Source organism: Segatella baroniae DSM 16972 = JCM 13447 (assembly GCF_000426585.1).
Classification (GTDB): Bacteria; Bacteroidota; Bacteroidia; order Bacteroidales; family Bacteroidaceae; genus Prevotella; species Prevotella baroniae.
The window spans coordinates 37,277-55,618 of record NZ_AUFQ01000001.1; the positions used below are offsets into that span (position 1 = coordinate 37,277).

Sequence of the window (18,342 nt, forward strand, 5' to 3'; positions counted from 1 at the left end):
CCCAATGAATTGTTATCTTTGCAACAACAATTTGCTTTGTTCATGAAGAAAACGATACAAGAATGGCTCGGATTGCCCATGGTCTACGCGGGAGTGATACTGATGACACTGCTGTATGCCTTCGACCTGACCAGATACAACCTGCTTCTTCTGCTGCCCCTACTCTTCACGCTGGCGGGAATCTTCTTTTTCACGCGCAACGAGAAACGTAAAGGTGACTATTGAATATGCCACGTTTACAAGCAGCACACCGCCACCCAGCAGCCAAAGCCACAGCCCGTCTGCACACGTCGACACCCAGACGGCAGCGGTGGCCAGCGCAAATGATGTGATGAAAACAAGACAAGTCCTGCCTTTCAGCTGATATTTGTAATAGACTTTTCCATACAACAATACAAATATCAGTTCCACTCCCCCGGCCACAAGCATTCCAACGCCCGCCCCTTGAATGCCTCCTGCGGCATAGCCGGCAATCAAGGAAGCGAGTTGCGCCCCATAGCTCACGGCTTCCGTCAGCACATAACTGCCTGTCTTGTTGCGAGACAGGGCTATATATTCGATAGCCAGTGTAAGGCAACGGATGTACATGGCAAGCATTCCCCATCTGACGATGGGTATGGCTGCGGCGAATTTCCCACTATATAATAAAGGTATGAGTATGGGACTACCGAGAATGAACAGCAACAGGAGCGGCGAAACCATCAGCGTCGTCGCCTCAATCTGGCGATTCACCACCTCGTTCAGTCCATCCCCCAGCTTGTCCACCCGGGACAACCGTGGGTAGTAGTCCGTTTCCATGGAAGCGAAGAAGGCTCCGGCATAACTCATGCACATCATGTACCCCGCATTGTAGATACCCAGAACCGAGGTGCCGCCCATACTGTTGATATAGTATCTGACCAGCAAGTCCACGCCACTCCCGAACACCGCCGCGACGACGAACGCCAAGCCGATTCGCAACAGGTGTCGGTTTTTCCACAAGCAGGACAACTCCACAGACCAATCCAAAGGCACGACCCGGGCGGAGCAGGCCACGGCCATGCCATAATTGACAACCGCCGCCACCAGCAGAGACGGGACTATGGCGTCAATGCCCAGCAAGAGATAGATAGGGATTGTCAGCAACAGGACAACCACAATGGACAGGGCGGACACGAGAGCCAGCTGGCGCAGACGCCCCAAGCCCTTCAGCACGCAGAGTTCACCCCCCGCCAAAATCGTCAGCGCAACCACAGGCGCAATCAACAGAAGGCCCAGCATGTGCTCGCCGTCGCCGAACAGCCACCGGCTCAAGGGATAGGCCAACGACGCCGTGACGACCAGCCCGCCGCCGCCGGCCACAAGCGCGTATTGGCGAACCAGCCGAACGGCGTCCCGTCGCTCGTCCTCCAACAGGCAGCCGGCAATCATGCGTGTTCCGCTGACGGAAATGCCGAGACCGGTGGTGTCGGACATCAAGCGGACGATGGAGTTGAACAACGACAGAAGCCCAACGCCCGCAGGGCCGATCAACACGGCCACCAGCTTGTTTTTGACGACTCCCAGCAACAATATCAGTCCCTGGACGCCGCCGAAAACGCCGATATACTTCAAGATATGTCGATAGTCTCCTTGCATTTGCCTATTCCGCGAAGCCTTTGGCCAAGCCTCCTCTGCTGGTTTCCTTGTAAAGTGACGGGATGTCGTGCCCCGTCTGCTTCATCACTTCCACCACGCGGTCGAACGACACGCGGTGCTGGCCGTCGGAGAAAGACGCGTACAATTGTGCATCCAGCGCCCTACAGGCCGCAAAGGCGTTGCGCTCGATGCACGGAATCTGCACAAGTCCGCATACGGGGTCGCATGTCATGCCCAAATGGTGCTCCAGCCCCATCTCCGCCGCATACTCTATCTGCGACGGGCTGCCGCCGAACAGTTGGCAAGAGGCCACGCTGGCCATGGCACACGCCACGCCCACCTCGCCCTGGCAGCCCACTTCGGCACCCGAGATGGACGCGTTCTGCTTCACGATGTTGCCAAACAGGCCGGCCGTCGCCAAGGCATGAAGTATCTTGATCTCGCTGAAATTATGTCCTTTGTACAAATGATAGAGCACGGCGGGCACCACGCCGCACGCGCCGCAGGTAGGTGCCGTGACGATATTGCCACCCGAAGCGTTCTCTTCGCTCACGGCCAGCGCATAGGCGTAGACCATCCCCCTGCTCTGAAGGGACGGCTTATAGCCACATGCCTTGATATAATAGGTGGAAGCCTTGCGGGCCAACCCCAGCGGTCCCGGCAGCACGCCTTCGTGGTTGATACCGCGTTCCACCGCGGCTTTCATGATTTCCCACACTTCATGCAGATATTCCCATATCTCCGGTTTCTCACACATGTCGACATATTCCCAGTAAGAACGCCCGTTCTCATAGCACCAGCCCATGATGTCTTTGATGGTTGTGAGCGGATAGATATGCCGGTGCGTGAAGACGCCCGTGTCTTCGGTGCCCTCCGAAAGTGCTCCTCCGCCTACGCTGTAGACCGTCCACTCCCCCAGCGACTCATGGTTTTCACCATAGGCGAAGAACTTCATGCCATTGGGATGAAAGGGCAGGAACACTTGCGGCTGCCATTCGATGTCCACTTTGCCTGCGGGGTTGAGCGTGTTGACAATCGCCACGTCTGTCATGTGGCCCTTTCCCGTAGCGGCCAGGCTGCCATAAAGTATCACCTTGAACGACTTGGCTGCCGAATACCTGTCCAGGAACAGCTTGGCGGCCTTCTGCGGCCCCATCGTGTGACTGCTCGATGGCCCGATACCTATTCTATATAACTCTGTCAATGATTCCATCTCTGCAAATTTTCTGTTTTGTGTTATTGAATCCGTATGGACTTTTTTTCATTCATCCCATGCCGTAAAGATTGCCGTATCTACCATTTCTCGAAACGCCATTGCATTCCGCCTGCAAAATTACGGATAAATCTCCATAAAACGCGCGGTCTTTCATGCCATTATGCAACAAGTTGCAAAATGCTTCACGTCTAAATGCTTTCTGTTCGCCACCACCCACCGTGCATGCGACCGCATTTGCCCCAAAATCAGTCATGAAAACATAGGCATGGTACACTCGCATGCAACCGCCAGACGGTCGGTCCGTGGTTCAGATGGAAATGTAAAAAGACCTAGGCCGAAGGTCTTGGTCTTTTTACGCTTGTGGTGATTGCTGTCGAGAATGATGGATGAAGAAATGTACGGGCTTCCCCAGAGGCATTCCCCTCCTCGGGAGGGGTCAGGGGAGGCACCTGTAGAATGACCATAAACTTTTGAAGCAAGCGGGGGCACGCAACAAGAGCGATACGATGGCATGCGTCTTGATTTAAAGTTTAGGCTTCTTGGACATCATTGGAAGCCCCTTTGGGCCCGCAATGATTTGAGCAATCACCCTGTCGGTTCCGCAATAATCCCTCTGAATATCAAGCACTACAGTCCGAACGGGGCCATGAAGTGGAACAATTATTTTACAAAATGGCAAAAAAAATCATTCAAAACGTTTGGAAGAATGAAAATAAACACCTACCTTTGCACCGCATTTGAAAAACAATGCTCAGCAAAAGGACATTCCTTGAGGAAGGATGGGTGAGTGGCTGAAACCAGCAGTTTGCTAAACTGCCGTACGGGTTCCCGTACCGGGGGTTCGAATCCCCCTCCTTCCGCGGATAATTGCTGAGAGCTGACGGTCGGTTCATCTAACGGTTAGGATACAAGATTCTCAATCTTGGCATACGAGTTCGATTCTCGTACCGACTACAAAACAAGAGATATATCGTCGAGGATATATCTCTTGTTCTTTTATTTATACCCTACAGTCATCTCCGGCGCATTCGATAACATTCTGGCGATAACCCCCAATCGTCCATTGCAACACAACGATGGTGTATTGTGCATACAACCGCCAGGCAGTTGGCCCGAGGTGCAGCTGGAAATGTAAAAAGACCAAGGCCTACGGCCTAGTTTCTTGTTGTCGCGCGCCAGGCAGGGTAGCTCGCTGCGCTCGCACCCCTGCCCTCTAAAAAGGCCAACCGCGTTGCGGTAGCATGCAATCTCATTTATCTCCCAATCGGCCATTGCAACACAGCGATGGTGATTGGCATGCAACTAAGTTGCGGTAGCATGCGACCTCATTTATCGTCTAATCTCCATTGCAACACAGGCATGGTGTATTGAGCATGCAACCGCCTTGGCGGTTGGTCCTTTTAGAGGGCAGGGGTGCGAGCGAAGCGAGCTACCCTGTCCAAGCTTGATTGGTGAGGAACTAGGCCGAAGGTCTTGGTCTTTTTACGTTTGTGGCGATTGTTGTCGGGAATGATGGGTGAAGTGTTCGACTTTCGGAAGCCAGAAGCAGCTCTTTCGAATTGCAGGAGCAGTCCTTTCGGAAGCCAGAAGCAGCTCTTTCAAATTGCAGGAGCAGTCCTTTCGGAAGTCAGAAGCAGCCTTTTCATAAGCTCAAAGCTACTCTTTCAGAAGCCAAAAAGGTGTCGATGAGAAAAGGGATAGACGAAGACCATCCATCACCAACTATTACCAACTCCAATGCACGGGCTTCCCCAGAGGCATTCCCCTCCTCGGGAGGGGTTAGGGGAGGCACCTGTAGGCATGCAAAGGCACGGGCTGCAAGGGCGATAGGATGGCCATGGTTGCGGTCGGCTGCCCCCTGGATGGCGGGAGAGCAGGCTCGCATGACGGCACCCGTGGCTTTCTTGCGGGGGTTGAAGCCTGAGACTTCACTCCCTACAACGGCTTTTCAGCTCCAAAAATCTATATTTCGGGCAACGAGCCTCCAGTGGCGATTTTTTGAGGGAAGGAAGAGCACTTCGGCATGGTCAGACCGGATCTTGCGTCGGGTCTTCATCAAACAAACAATCGGCCGACAGCATTTCCTCGTCGTCAAACCACGTACTCAACTTCGCCTTCGCTTTGACTTTCACGTCTTCCGACACCTGGCCCCAAATCTTCCTGAGCACGTAAATCAACACGGCAATGTCGTCGCTCAAGCCGGCGATAGGAATGGCGTCGGGCACGATGTCCATCGGACTGATCAGATAGCCCAAGGCGCCGATGATGATGGCCTTGTCCTTCACCGACACCCTGTCGCTCTCCAACGTGTAATACAAGACAAGGGCCACATAAACCAACTTGGCCCCCGACCGCTTGGCGATTCGTTGAATCTTCTCGACGAAACCCACTCTCGTGAATTTGTCCTTATACTTCATAAAGTCAGGTAGTTCCATGTCATTGCAAAAGAAGAAACATGTGATGGATTCAAAAGAAAAAAAAGAAATAGCACCCCTATAAGCCGGGTTCTGTATTCTCGCCTACCGAGAAGGCCGGCAAGAACGCCTGCCATTTATCTAATCCATGGGTCACCCCACGGCTCAAGCGTTCCACCCTCCGCAGTATTGCGTGACACGCAATGTCAAACGAGCAGCTTTCATCCTGCGGTTTACATGAACTTGCGACCTCCGGCCGGCACAGCACACCAATCACTTGGTGCCTGGTGGTCTCTTGCTCCACCTTCTCACCCTTACCTTTTGCAAGGCGGTTGTTTTCTTCTGCCTATACCCGATGTCACCATCGCCTTCCATTTTCAGAAGCGGAGTGCTCTATGTCGCCCGGACTTTCCTCTCGCACTTTCGTGCCAGCGGCAGGCCGGGGTGCTATTTCTATGTTGCAAAGTTAATAAAAACATCCCTTGCCGCTGCTTTTCCGCCTCAAATTCATCAAGCGGCAAGGTTTATTTAATACTAATTAAGGTGTTCAGTCAGTGCGCTTCGCGTTTCGAATCAAACCTCTTCAGGCGTAATCAGCTTATATCCTTTGCCATGGATATTGATGATTTCAATTTGGTCGTCGTCCTTCAAGTGCTTGCGCAGTTTGGTGATATAGACGTCCATGGAGCGTGCGTTGAAATAGTTGTCGTCGATCCAAATCGTCTTCAGGGCGAAGTCGCGTTGCAGGATTTCGTTCGCATGCGAGCAGAGGAGGGCCAGCAATTCGTTCTCCTTGGTCGTCAGCTTGGTCTGCTTCTCGCCAATCGTGAGCAGTTGCTTCTGCGTGTCGAACGTGAAGCGGCCGATGTGGTACAAGGTAGACTCCTTGTTCTTCTTGCCGCGAACCCTGCGCAGGATGGCTTCGATACGCAACACGAGTTCCTCCATGGAGAAGGGCTTCGTGATATAGTCGTCGGCACCAATCTTGAACCCTTCCAGTATGTCGTCCTTCAGGGTCTTGGCCGTCAGGAAGATGATGGGGATTTCCGCGTTGGCCTGACGTATCTCCTGTGCCAAGGTGAAGCCGTCCTTCTTTGGCATCATCACGTCCAGCACACAGATGTCGAACTTGCTTTTCATAAACTCTCTGTAACCCTGTTCGCCGTCGGGGCAAAGGGTTGCAACAAAACCTTTGGCTTGCAAATACTCACGGAGCAACATGCCCAGGTTTTCATCATCTTCACACAATAAGATTTTCAGTTGATCTTCCATAATCATATCATTTAAATGGTTTCCGTTTTCTTATTTCATCTTTACCAAGTCAATGTCAAGCGTCGACGACGAAAGGCAGGCGAACGGTGAACTTCGTGCCTTTGCCGTACTCGCTGTCCACCCTTATGTCGCCGTCATGCAGGTCTATCATCTTCCTGACGTAGGCCAGGCCAAGACCGAAGCCTTTGACATCGTGGACATTCCCAGTATGAACCCTGTAGAACTTGTCGAAGACCTTACGCAGGTTGTCGCGCTTAATGCCAATGCCCGTATCGCGCACCGAGAAGCATACCATGTTGCCCTGGTTCCAAGTCTTCAGATACAAGTTCAGCGGTTCTTCGGGTTTGCGATACTTCACGGCATTGTCCAACAGATTGAAAATCACGTTCTGGAAGTGCATTTCATCCACATAGATTGTGGAATCGACCGCTTCTATGTCGGTGAAAATCTTTCCGCCCGTATGCTCCACGCGCAAGGTGAACGAGTTGCCGATGTTCTCTATCATCTCATTCAGGTCTACCTGTTTCTTCTTCAAAACAGCCTTCTTGCGGTCGTACATGGACATCTGCAGCACTTTCTCTACCAAGAACCGCAGGCGTTTGCTCTCGTCGTTGATGACGCCTCCCAAATGGGCCATCATGGTTTCGCTCTTGGCGACACTCTTGTCGTTCAACATCTGGGCCGCCAACGAAATGCTTGCGATGGGTGTCTTCAATTCGTGGGTCATGTTGTTGATGAAGTCGTTTTTGATTTCCGTATAACGTTTCTGGCGGAAGACGACCACAATCGTAAAGATGAAGGTCACCAACAGCACGAAAGTGAAGACAATGCTGGGAATCATGAACTTCACCGAAGAGAAGATGTAGCTGCCCATGTCGGGGAAATGGACTCTGACGACGCCCATCTTTGCCGAGGGGTCGTTTCGGAACAGCGGCTGCGAATAGGTGTTCTCTTCTCCGTCAGCGGAATAATCCGGACAACGATAAACCTCACGCCCGTCCTGCGTGCAGACAGTGAAGTGATAGGGGATGTTCACCCCGTTGTTTATCATCTCGGCCTTCAAGTCCTGGTCGAGCAGCTTGAAGTTGATTCGTTCCTTCAGTGGCTTGTCGCTGGCGGAATAGAGAATCGAGTAGACCACCTCGTCGAGCAAAGCTTTCTGATAGATGTATCGGTTCTTGACTATTTCCTGAAGCGACTTCGAGGCTTCGGAAATGGAGTTCTTGTCGCTTTTCAGAATCATGGCCTTGGGGCGCTGTGCCGGTCGGGTCTCTATGGTCTTGAGCTGAAAGGACGAATAGATGGTGCCGTCCTTGCCGGCCACCGAGAAAGAGTGAGACTGCTGTATCGACCCGTCTGGACTCAAAGCTCCCGAACGCGTTCCGACGGAATCCCGGCGAAAAGCCTTGCGCTCCGTCTCGTTCACATCTTTCTCCAAATAGCGTAGGGTCTCGTTGAGTTCGAGATTGCGTGAAGCCTGATAAAGCGCTCTCATCACACTCTCGTCAAACTGCTCCTTCTTCATGTCGGCCATCTCCTGTATGTAATTCAACTGGAGATAGAGAAGGGCCAGGAACGAGAGTCCCATGATGATGGCAATAGTCCATATTGTTCTTTGCTTCATAACCTTTCAATTCGTCTTTTGATTACTCTTTGGGCAAAGATAAGCAAATCCTTAATACATTAACAATATTGTGTTAATTTTCAATCTTGATTTTATTTTATTTAACCAAATACGCATTAATGTGATTATATACACAAACAAGAAGGCGTGTTGCATCCTTCAAGAACAGCCGGCCCACCTCATTTCTTTCAATGAAATCTTTTTTCTTGATTCAGCAAGGGCCAAATACAATAATTTTATGTAAGTTTGCAGATGATTGAATAAAAGCAAACAGAACCTAACGTTTATGATTACATTTCCCTGCTGCAAAATAAACCTTGGCCTGAACGTTGTAAGTGTCAGGCCAGACGGCTACCACGACATTGAAACGGTCTTCTACCCTATCCCGCTTACCGACACCCTGGAAATCAAACTGATGAGTGACGAGTTTCCCTGTTCGACAGATTGCGACCTCAAGACCTCCGGTGACGCCGTGGAATGCAAAGAAGAAGACAATTTGGTTGTCAAGGCATACAACCTACTCAAGAAAAACTTTCAGCTTCCACGAATACACGCTCATTTATTCAAGCGCATCCCCTCGCAGGCAGGACTTGGAGGCGGTTCCAGTGACGCAGCCTACATGGTCAGGCTGCTGGATGAAAGGTTCAGGCTGAACATGGGCATTGCGGAAATGGAACGGTATGCCGCGCGCCTCGGCGCCGACTGCCCGTTCTTTATAACCGCGGAGCCTTCTTTCGCAACGGGAATCGGAGAAATCCTCTCCCCGGCAGATTATGTTTGTCGCCGATTGGAAGGTCTCTACATCGCCATTGTCAAAGTCGACGCATCGGTATCAACCCGCGACGCATACAACAGAATTACTCCTCAGCGGCCCGCCAAAAGTTGCAATGAAATTGTCAGAATGCCGGTTGAAAGCTGGCGTGAAACGTTGACGAATGATTTTGAAGTTCCTGCGTTCGAACAATTCCCCATCTTGGGCGAGATAAAGCAAAATCTCTATCGGCTGGGGGCCATTTATGCCCAAATGTCAGGAAGTGGAAGTGCCATGTTCGGCATTTTCAAGGCTCTGCCCACTGATTTACAGAAACATTTTCCCAACGCATTCATCTTCACTTGCAAATGCTGATCAAAAAAAGAGGAACTCTTGTTGTAGAGTTCCTTGTATGAAAAAAGAGGATATGTACATTCAATACACATCCTCTTTCCTATATTAGATATCAATTTTAGTTCTTGAAGAAATCCTTGACAGCCTCGTTGGGCACCATCTGCTCATCAAATATATAAGCACCGGTCTTCGGACTCTTAACCATCTTTATCACTTTTGAATAAGCTCTACCATCTGTAGACCCTTCGTGAAGGGTAGCGACCGCTTTTTTTGCCATATTCCAATCTCCTTTTACTTAATTTCCTTATGAAGAGTCATCTTCTTAAGAATAGGATTATATTTCTTCAATTCAAGACGCTCAGGGGTGTTCTTGCGATTTTTAGTCGTCACGTAACGGCTTGTTCCAGGCATACCGCTGTTTTTCATTTCCGTGCATTCCAGAACGACTTGCACTCTATTGCCTTTAGCTTTCTTTGCCATAACGATTATTCTCCTATAACTTTAATGTCTTTCCACTCGCAATAACCTTTGGCAACAGCCTGTTTCAGAGCAGCATCAAGACCGACTTTATTAATAAGACGAAGACCAGCAGCACTGATCTTGAGGCTAATCCAGCATCCTTCCTCTACATAGTAGAACTTTTTGCTGAAGAGGTTTACATCAAAGCTTCTCTTTGTGCGGTGCTTTGAGTGAGACACATTGCAACCTATCTGTGCCTTCTTTCCTGTGATTTGACAAATTTTCGACATTGCTATCTCAATTTTTCTAATTCGTTAATTGATACCTATTCCAAACAGGGTGCAAAATTACAATCTTTTCGCAAATACACAAAACAATCTTACCAATTGCATGTGTATTTAAGCTTTTTTATGTAATTATTCTCCTGACACACCCAACTTCTCGCGTATAAAATCAAGGAGAAGTGAAACTGCCTTGTTTGTCGCGATGGCCAAGTTTATGTCACGCCCAAAATCCTCCGACAACTTGAAAGTCTTGACATCGCTTTCATCACCAACCGCAATCCAAATTGTACCGACCGGGATATCTGCCGTTCCACCTCCGGGGCCGGCAACTCCCGTTGCCGCAACCGCAAAATCCACATCCAACGAACGGATGGCGCCAAGCACCATTTCTTTGGCAACTTCTTCACACACTGCCGTTTGCTCTGCAAGCACCTTCGAACTCACAAAAAGAAGTTTCTCTTTTATCTCATTGCTATAGGATATGATGCTTCCTTTGAAATAGCCCGACGCTCCCGGAGTGGCGATAATGGCTTCCGCAATTCTTCCACCCGTGCAACTTTCGGCAGTTCCTACTGTTTTATGGCTGTCGTAAAGAATCCTTTGCAATTCCCTACTCAATACTTTTGTCTCTAATTCCACTGCTTAAGCTTTAATGATTATTTGAATGTAACTTTACTAAAAGCCGGTACATCAATCCGGCAGAAATCCTTGTCATGGAATTTATAAGTACCTACACAAGCTATCATTGCGGCATTATCTGTCGTATAGCTGAATTTAGGAATATAAATTGTCCATCCATATCGTTCAGCATGTTCCTTGAAAGCATTGCGCAAGCCGTTATTGGCAGACACCCCGCCGGCAACTGCAACATGCTTAATGCCCGTTTGTTTTACGGCCAGACGCAGTTTCTTCATCAAGATATCGACGATGGTATGTTCCAGACTCGCGGCAATGTCGGCTTTGTTCTTCTCTATAAAGTCAGGATCGTCAGTCGTCCATTTCTTCATGTTGTATAAGAAAGACGTTTTCAATCCAGAAAAAGAATAGTCAAAGCCTTGAATATGCGGTTCTGCAAATTGATATGCCTGTGGATTGCCCTGCCGGGCCAGCTTGTCTATAATCGGGCCTCCCGGATAGCCAAGTCCCATCACCTTGGAACATTTGTCTATCGCTTCGCCGGCTGCATCGTCGATGGTTTGGCCCAACACCTCCATGTCGTCATAAGCACTCACCTTGACGATTTGGGAATTACCGCCACTCACAAGGAGGCATAGAAAGGGAAAGGGAGGCATGTGGTTGTCATCATCATTATCCTTGATGAAGTGGGCCATGACGTGCCCTTGAAGATGGTTGACATCAATCAATGGAATCCCAAGGCTGCGTGCAAAGCCTTTGGCAAAACTGACGCCCACCAACAAAGACCCCATCAAGCCCGGTCCGCGGGTAAAAGCAACCGCACTCAGTTGCTCCTTTGAAATACCCGCCCGCTTTATGGCCTGGTCCACAACTGGGACGACATTCTGCTGATGAGCCCTTGAGGCCAATTCCGGAACGACACCGCCATAGGCCTCATGCACGGCCTGCGAGGCTGTCACGTTGCTAAGCAACACGCCGTTTTTCAAGACAGCGGCAGACGTGTCATCGCACGAGGATTCTATTCCCAATATATAAATGTCTTGATTTTCCATCATGCTTTCATCAATAAGACAGAACTTCAACTCCCGTTTCCGTCATCAAGAACGTATGCTCCCACTGCGCGCTCGGCTTTTCATCGCCACTGATGATTTCCCATCCATAAGGGTCGCCGGCATCCAGATAGACCTTCCATGTACCCATGTTAATCATAGGTTCAATCGTGAACACCATTCCCGGAACCAGGAGACAGCCTGTTCCCCTGTGACCGAAATGAACGATATCTGGCGGTTCGTGCATGGCCAAACCCACTCCATGGCCACATAAATCCCTGACAACACCGTAGTGATACTTTTCAGCGTGCTTTTGAATCGCGTGTCCGATATCGCCCACGAAACAATAAGGCTTGGCCGCTTCCGCGCCTATCTCAAGACACTCTTTCGTCACACGGACCAGCTGTTCCTTTTCGGGCGTGGTTTTCCCGCCTATGATGAACATGCGTGAGGCATCACCATAATAGCCATTTACGCTAAGCGTCATGTCTACATTGACAATGTCGCCTTCTTGCAAGACATCCTCTTTCTTAGGAATACCATGGCAAACGACTTCATTGACACTCGTGCAGACACTCTTCGGGAATCCCTCATAATTCAATGTGGCGGAAATAGCGCCATGCTCCTTGCAATACTGCATACACACATCGTCAATGTCCTGAGTAGACATTCCCGGACGAATAGCCTTTTCCACCGCATCGAGGCAACCTGTATTGACCGCACCTGCGATTCGAATTCCTGCTATCTGCTCTGGGGTCTTCACCATGTCACGTGTGGGCACTTCCTTACCTTTCCCCTCCCAATACATCACCTGCTTGTCAAGTTCCGTAATAGGTTGGCCAGGTACAATGTGCCACCTTCTCTTCTTCGACATATAAATCTATCTATTAAAATCTTTGCAAAATTACAATATTGCTATGTAACTACAAAAAAACATCTATTGAACAATTCTCTCCCACTTCATTTTCTTGTCCAAAGGTCAGAATCGCTTGACCACCCTGTCCATCTCTCTCCTATCTTCTTTTTCTTTCAGGGTCTGCCGCTTGTCAAACTCTTTTTTGCCTCTTGCCAACGCAACGTCCACCTTTGCCCTTCCATTGTCGTCAATAAAAATCAATGTTGGAACAATGGTAAATCCGACCTGTTTCGTCACCTCTTCCAATTTGTGGATTTCACGTCGGGTAAACAACAGTTTACGGTCACGCTTGGCTTCGTGGTTGGAGAAAGAACCATAAAAATAAGGACTGACATTCATCCCTTTCACCCACACTTCCCCCTTGTGTATATAGCAATAACTATCGACCAGGGAAGCCTTGCCCTGGCGGATGGATTTGATCTCCGTTCCTGTCAAGACTATGCCGGCCGTAAATGTTTCTACAAAATAATATTCAAAGGATGCCTTCTTGTTTCTGATTTGGATGGGACTTTTCTTTCTTACATCTAATTCACGCTTGCTCATAGTGCTTCATCAATTTTTGCGAAATCCTCAATATGGTCATCAATATAGGCTGCGACCATGGCGGTGAAACGTTCTTCCCCTTCTACAAAGGCGTCGTCGAAATCATCAAACTCGGGCATTGCCTCAAACAAGGCCATGAACTCTTCGTCAGTGCATTCCCGTTCAATCCGCTCGTGATACTTATTATAGTATTTACGGCTTTTATTGACGATACCGTACAAGTCTGCCAGTCCCCATCCACGCAGTGCCTTGTCAAAAGGATTTCTGTAAATGAAAGCTCCATATCCATTATAAATCAATTGTATAAAGCCTCCATCCATCACTTCTTCACGCAGTATGCTATAGCCCAACAACGTAATTTGGTCGGCATTCAACTGCTGCATGGTCTCCACGGTCAACTCGCCGCCAACGGCGACCTTGATTGCATCAACAAAGGTGTTGACAAACTCATCCATACCTGCCGCAGCCGCTTGGGCCAATACACTATTTTTAATGACGACATCCACCATCTTCGCTTATCTATTTTCGACAAAAGTAAATAATTATTCTCACATCTGCAAAAATCAATATATTTATCTATTCCAAACAGAAACAAATACGTACTTTTGCAACTGCCTTTGCCCAAAGGCATGCCAGAGATTCAAAAGCAAAAGACAATGGCTGAAATGAAAGAAAAGACAAATGCCGGTATCTTCCAGAAGCCCCCATTCGTGTCGCTGTTCGCTTTGTCGGCAGCCATCGCGTGGGGCTGGGCTTACCCGCTCATCAAGCTGGGATTCCTTGAGTTCGGCATAAGCCCCGACATGACAGGCAGCAAAATGTTGTTTGCAGGCATACGCTTTTGCCTGTCCGGGCTTATCATTCTCATGACAGCCAAAGCCTCACACAAAGACTTCAACTGCAAGACAAAAGGAAGTTGGTGGTACATTCTTTTGTTTTGTCTGGTCAACACGACGCTTCACTATTCTTTTTTCTATATTGGCCTATCCCATAGCGCAGGTTCGCGTGCGGCGATTCTCAATTCCCTGAGTGTGTTCTCCGTCGTCATTTTTGCATGTATGTTCTTCAAGAGCGACCGACTCACCTTCAACAAACTGACAGGCTGCATCATCGGTTTTGCCGGAGTTCTGTCGTTAAATCTGGGAAGTGAGGAAAGCGGTCGTTTCACCTGGCTTGGCGACGGAATGATCATTCTGAACGCTCTATGTGGAGCCACGGCGTCACTAATGACCCGAGGATTGGGCAAACGCATAGATGTTTTTATTGGCACCGGACTTAGTTTGGCTATCGGTGGTGCCTTTTTGATCATTCCAGGACTATGCCTCGGTGGCAGGCTCCCTACCGTCACGATACTCGGGTTTGTTTATCTTTCGCTTTTAGTTGGTATCAGCACCATCGGGTTCACACTTTACAACAAATTGCTGACTTGCAATTCTGTAGGCAAAGTGGCAATCTACAACTCACTGATTCCTGTTATCGGAGCCGTCACTTCCTGTCTTTGTCTTCACGAGCCATTCCATTGGAAGTACCTGATAGCCGGAACGCTGTCAACCTTAGGTATCTATCTCATAAACAGACAGAAAGAATAATTTCATCATTGCAATCATCAAGTGTCCAGTCTATTCCTTGAAATGGATTCAAGAGCGTCACCTCCCGTCTTTAAAGCAATCAAGGACAAGCCGCTCGATGATTTTGGGAAAGAATTTCATTTCCAATTCGTGTTCCTTTTGGGCTATGGCTTCAATGTCGTCTGTCGGTAACAAGTCAGTCTGACATTGCATAACGATTTCTCCCCCGTCACACTTTTCCGTCACCCAGTGGACTGTGAAACCCGTTTTCTGTTCACGGGCTTTAAATACGGCTTCATGAACGTACATGCCAAACATACCTTTTCCACCGAATTTAGGTAGAAGCGAAGGATGGATATTTATCATCTTCCGATTGAACTCTTCTATTAAATAAGCAGGAATCATCAGAAGGAATCCTGCCAAAACAATAAAATCTATCCCATATTCACGCAACATAGGAAGGAAAGTCTGCTCGTCCTCCAACATCGCTTTGGTTATGATGCGTGTATCTACACCGAGGCGCCGTGCCCGCTCCACGACCTTGGCTTCCTCTCTGTTGCAAACTACCAAAGCTATATTTATCAAATCCGAGTTCTTGAAATGACGGATGATGTTCTCACAATTAGTTCCGCTTCCAGAAGCAAATATTGCCAAATTGATAGAAGTCATTATTTAGAATGGTTTGTTGTGGTAAATCAGAATTTAAACTCGCACGACAATGCTCTCCAATGTCTTCCGCTTTTTCATTGGGCATGGACAATCAGCCGCCACATGCCCGACGGGGATAATGGCCACAGCTTCGCAATGCTCCTCCGGGAAACAGGCAGCCAGCTTTGCCACATCATAATTGCAAACCCAACAAGTTCCCAGATTGCGCTCCGCTGCCGCCAGACACATGTGTTCCGTCGCAATGGCTACATCGATGTCACCATGGGCTTTCCCGTCAGCAGGCCTTATCCAATTCTCTTCGACGTTCTTCATACATATTATATACAATGGGGCGGACTTGAACCACTCTCGGTCATAGCACGCCCGCAACATGGCCTTGCCATAGTCGGAAGCGACAATGACGAACTTCCAAGGCTGTCGGTTTACAGCCGACGGAGCCAGTCGCGCCGCCTCCAGTATATAGTTCAATTCTTCATTTGACACAGGTTCGTCCGTAAATTTCCGTACGGAAAACCTCTGCCGACATCGTTCCAGGATTGTTGTCATGATAAATCTTATTTTAGATGATATACATTTCCAGAGGTTTCCAACAGCCCAACGGTGAGCTTCTCATTCAAAGACCTCATCTATTTCATCGAGCGGGTTTTCCTCCCCCTCTTCCTTAAAGCAAGGATTATAATCGGCGGGCAATCCGAAAGAGGCTTCATCAGAATAGCCCAAGGACTTGTCCCTATATACCTTTTTCATATAATAGGCCCAAATGGGTAGCGCCATCGTGGCCCCTTGCCCCATCTGCATGGAGTCGAAATGGATGTCACGATCCTCTCCGCCTACCCAACACCCACTTACAAGCTCCGGCGTGAAACCCATGAACCAAGCATCGCTGTTGCGATTCGTCGTTCCCGTTTTGCCGCCGATTTCTCCAGTAAAGTGATACTTGTAGCGAAGACGCCCGGCCGTCCCTTCGTCGACTACGGCTTTCAGCAGTACAAGCATTTTATTGGCACTCTCCGAACTGATGACCTCATTCATTCGCGGCTGGAAACGTGCCACAACATTCCCCTCGTTGTCCTCTATACGCGACACAAAAAGGGGTGCCGTGCGGATTCCATGATTGGCAAAAGCCGTATAGGCACTGACCATTTCGGCTACGGAAACCTCACACGGGCCAAGACACAAGGCCATCGAAGGGTAGATGTCAGGATTGTTGATACCGAAGTCATGCAATATCTGAACGAACTGCCTCGGATTCATCTTGCTCATGAGATAGGCCGAAATCCAGTTGTTGGACTGGGCCAGTCCCCATTTCAGGGTGACCATCTGTCCATACCGGCTATGCGAGGTGTTCCTTGGCGTCCATCTCTGGCCCGCAACGATGTAGGGACGTTGGATATTGGGTGCCTTGTCACAGGGAGAAAATCCGTTTTCCATCGCCATAGCATACAGATAGGGCTTGATGGTCGACCCCACCTGCCTGCGTCCCCCCATCACCATGTCGTACATGAAATGGTTGTAGTCCAAGCCTCCGACATAAGCTTTCACCGCACCGGTCTTGGGATCCATGCTCATAAAGCCGGCTCTGAGGAATTTCTTATAATAGCGGATGGAGTCCAATGGACTCATCACCGTGTCCAAATCTCCATGATAGGTGAACACCGTCATGTCGACTTTCTTGTGAAATGCCTCTGAAATCTCCCGATCGGACGCTCCTGCCGCTTTCATCGCACGATAGCGTTCGCTCTGGACTACAGCTCTGTGCAGAATGTTCTGCACCTGTGCTCGCGAAAGTTGGTTGGAGAAAGGAGCCGTCGGCTTGTTCTGCTTTTCCTTGTTAAACGCGGGTTGAAGGAATTTCGCCACATGCGCGTACACAGCCTCTTCCGCGTAAAGCTGCATGCGCGAGTCTATCGTCGTAAAGACTTTCAGTCCGTCGGTATAGACATTGTAAGGACTGCCATCTTTCTTGAAGTTTTTATTGCACCAGCCATAGAGCGGGTCGGAGGCCCAGGCTATGGAGTCGATCGTAAACTGAGAGAGATTCCAAGATGGATACTCCTCCTTGTCCGGCCGCTTGGCCATCATGTACTGGCGCAGAAATTCACGGAAATAAGTGGCTGTTCCATCCTTGTGGTCTGTCCGATGAAAGGATAGTTTCAAAGGCTCATCCGACAATTGATTGTATTCGGCCTTTGACAGATAGCCGACTTTCTGCATTTGCCCCAACACGACGTTGCGTCTTTGCTCACAACGCTCCGGATAACGCACGGGGTTGAACAACGACGGATTCTTGCACAAGCCGACCAGCGTGGCCGCTTCCGTGATGGACAAGTCCTTGGGTTCCTTGTTGAAATAGGTGTTTGCTGCCGTCTTTATGCCGACGGCATTATGAAGGAAATCAAAATAGTTAAGATACAAAGTCAAGATTTCCTCCTTGGTATAGGTTCGCTCCAACTTGATGGCTATCACCCATTCTATCGGTTTCTGCAAAAGCCGCTCCTGCACGCTGCCGGCCGTTGAAGAATAGAGTTGCTTGGCCAGCTGCTGGGTGATGGTGCTGCCTCCCCCCGCGCTGGTCTTCCCCAAGATTCCACGCTTGACGAGGGCACGTCCGAGCGCGATGAAATCAATTCCGGAGTGTTCGTAGAAGCGCTCGTCCTCGGTCGCGACCAAAGCCTTGATCAGGTATGGGGAAATCTTGTCGTAAGGAACCGCGACCCTGTTCTCCTTATTCAGATTCCAAGTGCCGATCACCTTTCCGTCGCTTGAATACACCTGGGTTGCAAATCGCCCAATAGGATTCTGCAAATCGTCAATTGGCGGCATGTAGCCGATCCATCCATTCCAAATTCCTACAAAAGCAAGGGTTATAGTCGTTATGGCTATTACCAAAATGCCCCAAAGAAAATGAATGAGCGCCTTTCGCATATCGTTCAATAGTTTAATTTCGACAAAATTACAACTTTTCCATGA

Annotated in this window: 19 protein-coding genes, 2 tRNA genes and 1 other RNA gene; 5 read left to right on the top strand and 17 right to left on the bottom strand. The window is 49.2% G+C overall.

Annotated features, from left to right (window positions below):
- The first annotated feature begins 42 nt into the window (after window positions 1–42).
- The gene (locus K334_RS14250) at window positions 43–225 is read left to right on the top strand and encodes a hypothetical protein (protein WP_154655508.1); all 183 of its coding nucleotides are present in this window, start codon (window positions 43–45) and stop codon (window positions 223–225) included.
- Here the strand turns inward: K334_RS14250 and K334_RS13160 are convergent.
- Window positions 160–1,617 (bottom strand): oligosaccharide flippase family protein, encoded by a 1,458-nt coding sequence (locus tag K334_RS13160; protein ID WP_025881113.1) that lies wholly within the window; start codon window positions 1,615–1,617, stop codon window positions 160–162. The genes K334_RS14250 and K334_RS13160 overlap by 66 nt on opposite strands.
- A 4-nt stretch (window positions 1,618–1,621) precedes the next feature.
- Window positions 1,622–2,830, bottom strand: coding sequence for an L-serine ammonia-lyase (locus tag K334_RS0100180; protein ID WP_025881111.1), 1,209 nt, complete (start codon window positions 2,828–2,830; stop codon window positions 1,622–1,624).
- Between the two features lie 776 nt (window positions 2,831–3,606).
- On the opposite strand from K334_RS0100180, the gene K334_RS0100190 reads away from it, so the two are divergent.
- Window positions 3,607–3,693: transfer RNA gene (locus K334_RS0100190), tRNA-Ser, on the top strand.
- Window positions 3,694–3,715: 22 nt separating this feature from the next.
- A tRNA-Glu gene (locus K334_RS0100195) sits at window positions 3,716–3,787 on the top strand.
- A 1,073-nt stretch (window positions 3,788–4,860) separates the two neighbouring features.
- Here the strand turns inward: K334_RS0100195 and K334_RS0100200 are convergent.
- The 4 genes from K334_RS0100200 to K334_RS0100210 form a co-directional block, all read right to left on the bottom strand.
- Complete coding sequence (locus K334_RS0100200; protein WP_025881107.1) at window positions 4,861–5,268, bottom strand: YkvA family protein; 408 nt, start codon at window positions 5,266–5,268, stop codon at window positions 4,861–4,863.
- Window positions 5,269–5,313: 45 nt separating this feature from the next.
- An RNA gene (gene rnpB, locus K334_RS14145) (RNase P RNA component class A) lies at window positions 5,314–5,698 on the bottom strand.
- Between the two features lie 122 nt (window positions 5,699–5,820).
- Complete coding sequence (gene rprY / locus K334_RS0100205; protein ID WP_025881105.1) at window positions 5,821–6,519, bottom strand: response regulator transcription factor RprY; 699 nt, start codon at window positions 6,517–6,519, stop codon at window positions 5,821–5,823.
- Between the two features lie 55 nt (window positions 6,520–6,574).
- Window positions 6,575–8,143, bottom strand: coding sequence for a sensor histidine kinase (locus tag K334_RS0100210; RefSeq protein ID WP_027444340.1), 1,569 nt, complete (start codon window positions 8,141–8,143; stop codon window positions 6,575–6,577).
- 286 nt (window positions 8,144–8,429) lie between these two features.
- Between K334_RS0100210 and ispE the strand changes: the two genes are divergently transcribed.
- The gene (gene ispE / locus K334_RS0100215) at window positions 8,430–9,269 is read left to right on the top strand and encodes a 4-(cytidine 5'-diphospho)-2-C-methyl-D-erythritol kinase (protein ID WP_027444341.1); all 840 of its coding nucleotides are present in this window, start codon (window positions 8,430–8,432) and stop codon (window positions 9,267–9,269) included.
- Between the two features lie 97 nt (window positions 9,270–9,366).
- Here ispE and K334_RS14255 read toward each other — a convergent pair whose 3' ends face one another.
- The 8 genes from K334_RS14255 to K334_RS0100255 all read right to left on the bottom strand — a co-directional run bounded on the left by K334_RS14255 (window position 9,367) and on the right by K334_RS0100255 (window position 13,644).
- Window positions 9,367–9,525: a DUF4295 domain-containing protein gene (locus K334_RS14255; protein WP_008822410.1), complete on the bottom strand. Its 159-nt coding sequence runs from the start codon at window positions 9,523–9,525 to the stop codon at window positions 9,367–9,369.
- Between the two features lie 14 nt (window positions 9,526–9,539).
- Window positions 9,540–9,728, bottom strand: a complete 189-nt coding sequence (rpmG, locus tag K334_RS0100225) for a 50S ribosomal protein L33 (RefSeq protein ID WP_021590559.1) — start codon at window positions 9,726–9,728, stop codon at window positions 9,540–9,542.
- Between the two features lie 5 nt (window positions 9,729–9,733).
- Window positions 9,734–9,997, bottom strand: coding sequence for a 50S ribosomal protein L28 (rpmB, locus tag K334_RS0100230; protein ID WP_021590625.1), 264 nt, complete (start codon window positions 9,995–9,997; stop codon window positions 9,734–9,736).
- Window positions 9,998–10,123: 126 nt separating this feature from the next.
- On the bottom strand, window positions 10,124–10,630 hold the full coding sequence (locus tag K334_RS0100235; protein ID WP_025881101.1) for a CinA family protein: 507 nt from the start codon (window positions 10,628–10,630) through the stop codon (window positions 10,124–10,126).
- A 17-nt stretch (window positions 10,631–10,647) separates the two neighbouring features.
- Window positions 10,648–11,679 (bottom strand): tRNA (adenosine(37)-N6)-threonylcarbamoyltransferase complex transferase subunit TsaD, encoded by a 1,032-nt coding sequence (tsaD, locus tag K334_RS0100240; RefSeq protein WP_025881099.1) that lies wholly within the window; start codon window positions 11,677–11,679, stop codon window positions 10,648–10,650.
- 10 nt (window positions 11,680–11,689) lie between these two features.
- Window positions 11,690–12,550: a type I methionyl aminopeptidase gene (gene map, locus K334_RS0100245; RefSeq protein WP_036889687.1), complete on the bottom strand. Its 861-nt coding sequence runs from the start codon at window positions 12,548–12,550 to the stop codon at window positions 11,690–11,692.
- 105 nt (window positions 12,551–12,655) lie between these two features.
- A complete protein-coding gene (gene smpB / locus K334_RS0100250) occupies window positions 12,656–13,135 on the bottom strand; it encodes an SsrA-binding protein SmpB (RefSeq protein ID WP_025881098.1) in 480 nt (159 codons plus the stop codon).
- A complete protein-coding gene (locus tag K334_RS0100255) occupies window positions 13,132–13,644 on the bottom strand; it encodes a DMP19 family protein (RefSeq protein WP_027444343.1) in 513 nt (170 codons plus the stop codon). The genes smpB and K334_RS0100255 overlap by 4 nt, the downstream gene beginning before the upstream one ends.
- Window positions 13,645–13,800: 156 nt before the next feature.
- On the opposite strand from K334_RS0100255, the gene K334_RS0100260 reads away from it, so the two are divergent.
- On the top strand, window positions 13,801–14,724 hold the full coding sequence (locus tag K334_RS0100260; protein WP_025881097.1) for a DMT family transporter: 924 nt from the start codon (window positions 13,801–13,803) through the stop codon (window positions 14,722–14,724).
- A gap of 57 nt (window positions 14,725–14,781) precedes the next feature.
- Here K334_RS0100260 and purN read toward each other — a convergent pair whose 3' ends face one another.
- From purN to K334_RS0100275, 3 genes are all read right to left on the bottom strand, one after another.
- Complete coding sequence (purN, locus tag K334_RS0100265) at window positions 14,782–15,372, bottom strand: phosphoribosylglycinamide formyltransferase (protein WP_036889691.1); 591 nt, start codon at window positions 15,370–15,372, stop codon at window positions 14,782–14,784.
- 33 nt (window positions 15,373–15,405) lie between these two features.
- A complete protein-coding gene (locus tag K334_RS0100270) occupies window positions 15,406–15,918 on the bottom strand; it encodes a nitroreductase family protein (RefSeq protein WP_036889693.1) in 513 nt (170 codons plus the stop codon).
- Between the two features lie 63 nt (window positions 15,919–15,981).
- A complete protein-coding gene (locus K334_RS0100275) occupies window positions 15,982–18,297 on the bottom strand; it encodes a transglycosylase domain-containing protein (protein WP_027444346.1) in 2,316 nt (771 codons plus the stop codon).
- Window positions 18,298–18,342 lie beyond the last annotated feature (45 nt).

Bases quoted from the DNA above. Each gene is read 5' to 3' on its own strand.
- K334_RS14250 (WP_154655508.1), top strand. From the start codon at position 43: ATGAAGAAAACGATACAAGAATGGCTCGGATTGCCCATGGTCTACGCG.
- K334_RS13160 (WP_025881113.1), bottom strand. From the start codon at position 1,617: ATGCAAGGAGACTATCGACATATCTTGAAGTATATCGGCGTTTTCGGC.
- K334_RS0100180 (WP_025881111.1), bottom strand. From the start codon at position 2,830: ATGGAATCATTGACAGAGTTATATAGAATAGGTATCGGGCCATCGAGC.
- K334_RS0100200 (WP_025881107.1), bottom strand. From the start codon at position 5,268: ATGGAACTACCTGACTTTATGAAGTATAAGGACAAATTCACGAGAGTG.
- rprY (WP_025881105.1), bottom strand. From the start codon at position 6,519: ATGGAAGATCAACTGAAAATCTTATTGTGTGAAGATGATGAAAACCTG.
- K334_RS0100210 (WP_027444340.1), bottom strand. From the start codon at position 8,143: ATGAAGCAAAGAACAATATGGACTATTGCCATCATCATGGGACTCTCG.
- ispE (WP_027444341.1), top strand. From the start codon at position 8,430: ATGATTACATTTCCCTGCTGCAAAATAAACCTTGGCCTGAACGTTGTA.
- K334_RS14255 (WP_008822410.1), bottom strand. From the start codon at position 9,525: ATGGCAAAAAAAGCGGTCGCTACCCTTCACGAAGGGTCTACAGATGGT.
- rpmG (WP_021590559.1), bottom strand. From the start codon at position 9,728: ATGGCAAAGAAAGCTAAAGGCAATAGAGTGCAAGTCGTTCTGGAATGC.
- rpmB (WP_021590625.1), bottom strand. From the start codon at position 9,997: ATGTCGAAAATTTGTCAAATCACAGGAAAGAAGGCACAGATAGGTTGC.
- tsaD (WP_025881099.1), bottom strand. From the start codon at position 11,679: ATGGAAAATCAAGACATTTATATATTGGGAATAGAATCCTCGTGCGAT.
- map (WP_036889687.1), bottom strand. From the start codon at position 12,550: ATGTCGAAGAAGAGAAGGTGGCACATTGTACCTGGCCAACCTATTACG.
- smpB (WP_025881098.1), bottom strand. From the start codon at position 13,135: ATGAGCAAGCGTGAATTAGATGTAAGAAAGAAAAGTCCCATCCAAATC.
- K334_RS0100255 (WP_027444343.1), bottom strand. From the start codon at position 13,644: ATGGTGGATGTCGTCATTAAAAATAGTGTATTGGCCCAAGCGGCTGCG.
- K334_RS0100260 (WP_025881097.1), top strand. From the start codon at position 13,801: ATGAAAGAAAAGACAAATGCCGGTATCTTCCAGAAGCCCCCATTCGTG.
- purN (WP_036889691.1), bottom strand. From the start codon at position 15,372: ATGACTTCTATCAATTTGGCAATATTTGCTTCTGGAAGCGGAACTAAT.
- K334_RS0100270 (WP_036889693.1), bottom strand. From the start codon at position 15,918: ATGACAACAATCCTGGAACGATGTCGGCAGAGGTTTTCCGTACGGAAA.
- K334_RS0100275 (WP_027444346.1), bottom strand. From the start codon at position 18,297: ATGCGAAAGGCGCTCATTCATTTTCTTTGGGGCATTTTGGTAATAGCC.